The 273-nt window shown below is 71.1% G+C and carries 1 pseudogene; it reads right to left on the reverse strand.

The annotated features are described in order from the left end of the window. Nucleotides 1–225, reverse strand: a pseudogene (locus C6N31_RS42930) (hypothetical protein); the annotation flags it as partial. Between the last annotated feature and the right edge of the window lie 48 nt (nt 226–273).

The following is a 273-nucleotide window of genomic DNA, read 5'->3' on the forward strand; positions in this document are numbered from 1 at the left end:
CCCGAAGATCGTGTCCTTGGGTGTCTGTTGCTGGCCGTTGAAGACCAGCACGATGGCGATCGGTGCCAGCACGCAGCCCAGGAGGGTGTAGCGGCTGCGGGCCTGGGCTGCGAGTTTGGTGATCTCCCAGCGCAGGGCGGTCCCGGTGCCGGGCCGCCGGGCGGGGGCCGGGCCGATGGTGGGCACTGTTGTGGTGCCCGGTGCGGTGGTGGTGGGTGCGTTCACTGATGCGCTCCGCTGCTGGCCGGGGTGTCGAGGGAGGTGGGCTCGGTG

The sequence above is a fragment of the Streptomyces fildesensis genome (assembly GCF_016107395.1).
In the GTDB taxonomy this organism is placed as follows: Bacteria; Actinomycetota; Actinomycetes; order Streptomycetales; family Streptomycetaceae; genus Actinacidiphila; species Actinacidiphila fildesensis.